This is a genomic window from Variovorax sp. P4_D9 (assembly GCF_056401695.1).
The window spans coordinates 1-2,536 of sequence record NZ_JBFUIU010001071.1 but is presented as its reverse complement, the minus strand read 5'-3'; the positions used below and the strand labels follow the sequence as shown (position 1 = coordinate 2,536).

2 protein-coding genes are annotated in these 2,536 nt (G+C 66.0%); both read right to left on the bottom strand.

The features are described from left to right. A partial coding sequence (locus AC1DY5_RS51035; RefSeq protein WP_478121917.1) for a tripartite tricarboxylate transporter substrate-binding protein occupies positions 1-814 on the bottom strand: 814 nt, incomplete at its 3' end. A gap of 35 nt (positions 815-849) precedes the next feature. Then, positions 850-2,259 (bottom strand): amidase family protein, encoded by a 1,410-nt coding sequence (locus AC1DY5_RS51030; RefSeq protein ID WP_478121916.1) that lies wholly within the window; start codon positions 2,257-2,259, stop codon positions 850-852. Positions 2,260-2,536: the final 277 nt, after the last annotated feature.

The window sequence follows — 2,536 nt, the reverse complement described above, 5'->3', positions numbered from 1 at the left end:
GCGCAGTGTTGGCGTGGACGTACAGCAGATAGCGCGACGACGCCACCAAATTCGGGTAACCGGACTCGGCAAAGGTGGGCACTTCGGGCAGGGCATCGGCGCGCTTGTCGCCAGCGACCGCCAGCACGCGAAGCTTGCCGGAGCGGTGATATTCCTTGAAGGTGGCCGTCGCGTCCATGCCGGCGGTCAGTTGATTGCCCAGCAACTCCGTGGCCATGGCGGCGCCGCCGCGGTAGGGGACCAAGCTGCTGCCAGTGCGGGACTGCGCCACGAATTCCACTGCGAGGAAGTGCAGCAGCGTGCCAACCGTGGTGATGCCGATCGGGTACTTTTCAGGATGGGCCCTGGCCGCCTGAACGAACTGAGAGAGCGTCTTGACAGGCGAACTCGCATTGACCGCCAGCCCGAATTGAACGCCGACCACGTCGGTGATGGTCCTGAAATCGGTGACTGGATTGAAGCGCATGTTGTCATAGATCAATGGGCCGATGAACATCGGATCCACAGGCGCCAGCAATACCGTGTTGCCGTCGGCGGGCGCGTTCTTCAACAGCTCCGCAGCCAGGCGGGTGCCGGCACCGAAGCGGTTCTCGACGATGATGGCGCGACCGAGTTCATCCTTGAGCTTCTCCGCCAGCAAGCGGCCCATGAAATCAGCTTGGCCGCCGGCCGGGAACGGCACGATGATGCGCGTGACGGGCTGGGCCTGTGCCCCTAGCGAAATCATGCAGCCGGTGCCCAGGGCGGCGGCAGCGCCGGTCAACAGGACGCGGCGCGACAGCGGCGTTGCGCAAGCGGAGTGAGTGAGGGTCATGGGAATGCTCCTGGATGAATGGATATGGGGCGGAATCACCGGGCGGTGAACGGGACGAACCGGGCTGCTTCTTCCAAGACCTGGCCCGCTTGCAGCAGCAGGTCTTCTCGAAAGCGCCAGGCGACTAGTTGCACCCCGATGGGCACACCGCTGGCCATGCCGGTCGGCACGGACAGGCCCGGCAGCCCCAGCCCGGCGGTTGCGAGCAGGGGGCTTTGAGCGTCCATCAGCGCGCGTGTTTGTTCCAACGTGCCAATGTCTTCGTCCTGAGGGCATGGGCGCTGCCAGGACACTGGCATCAACACCAGCGGATAGGCTTCCAGAAAGACTGACCAATGGCGAAGCAATGCCTGACGCCGCGTCAGCGCATCGAGAAAGCCGTCACGGTCGGTTTCCGACATGTCGGCCAACAGGTTGCGCTGGCTGCGCCGTATCGCTTCGTCACCGTGCTCCTCCACGTGGGCGATGATGCCGCGGCGGCTGTCATCGACTGTCAGCGTGCGCCACAAGGCGGCCGCTTCGGCGAAGTGAGGAAGTGCGGCCTCCTGCACGTCGTATCCGGCTCGCTCCAGCCAATGCGCGGCGTCGGTCAGTGCCTGGGTGACCGCCGGGTCCACGGGAATGCCGGGACAACTCTTGAACAACGCCACGCGAACAGGGGCCGGGGGACGCGCCAGCTCCAACGGCACAGGCACCCAGTTGGGATCACGTGCGTCGTGGCGCGCCATGGCGAAGTAACCCAGACGCAAGTCGGCCATGTTGCGCGCCAGCGGTCCCTGTACTGACATGAGCTGTGGCGTGATGCTGCGCTCGGTTGTCGCACTCGGGTTGTAAGCCGGCACGCGGCCCACGGTGGGGCGCAAGCCCGGCACCCCGCAGGCATAGGCTGGGTAGCGAATGGAGCCGCCGATGTCGTTGCCGTGGGCCAATGCCCCCATGCCGCTCGCCACCGCGGCAGCCGCGCCGCCACTTGAGCCACCCGGGGTTATGGCCGCGTCCCACGGGTTCAGCGTGCGGCCATGCACACCGTTGTCTGTGAACCAGCGCGACGAGTAGGTGGCCGTGTTGCTGCGCCCGACAATGATGGCCCCGGCGCTGCGCCAGTGAGCAACCACCGGCGCGTCCTCGCGCGCAATGTTTCGGCGCAGCGGGATCACGCCGTTGGTGGTGGCGTGGCCCGCCTGGTCGACATTGATCTTGATGCTGACAGGTACGCCGTGAAGCGGACCGAGTTCCGCTCCACTTGCGGTGAGCCGGTCCGCCGCGTCGGCACTGGCCAGCGCCTCGTCAGCCAGCACTTCGGCCAGTGCATTGATCCGTGGGTTGAGCTGTTCGATGCGGGCCAGCACACTGGCCGTGACTTCACGGCAGGAAATATCGCGTCGACGCACGGCCGCGGCAATGTCAACGGCGCTCAGGACCCAGAGGGCTTGTTGCTGATTCACGTTCGAACTCCAGAAGATTTCGGGCAAAGAGAACCCGGCACCCCGGCTCAACCGGGGTGAAGGTTTTGGCGAGTGGATCGGCGGCAGCGGGTGCGAACCGCGCCGCGATGGGTGGTCAGCCGCTCGGGTTCATCAGCAGACTGCCTCGGTCGACCCGGGATTCGGCCTCGAGGGCCAGCACTTCGGCGTGCTCCATGTGCACCCGCATGATTTCGCGCGCCCGCGGGGCGTCGCGGGCGCGCAGCGCGTCCAGCAAGTCAGCGTGGCTGTGCATGAC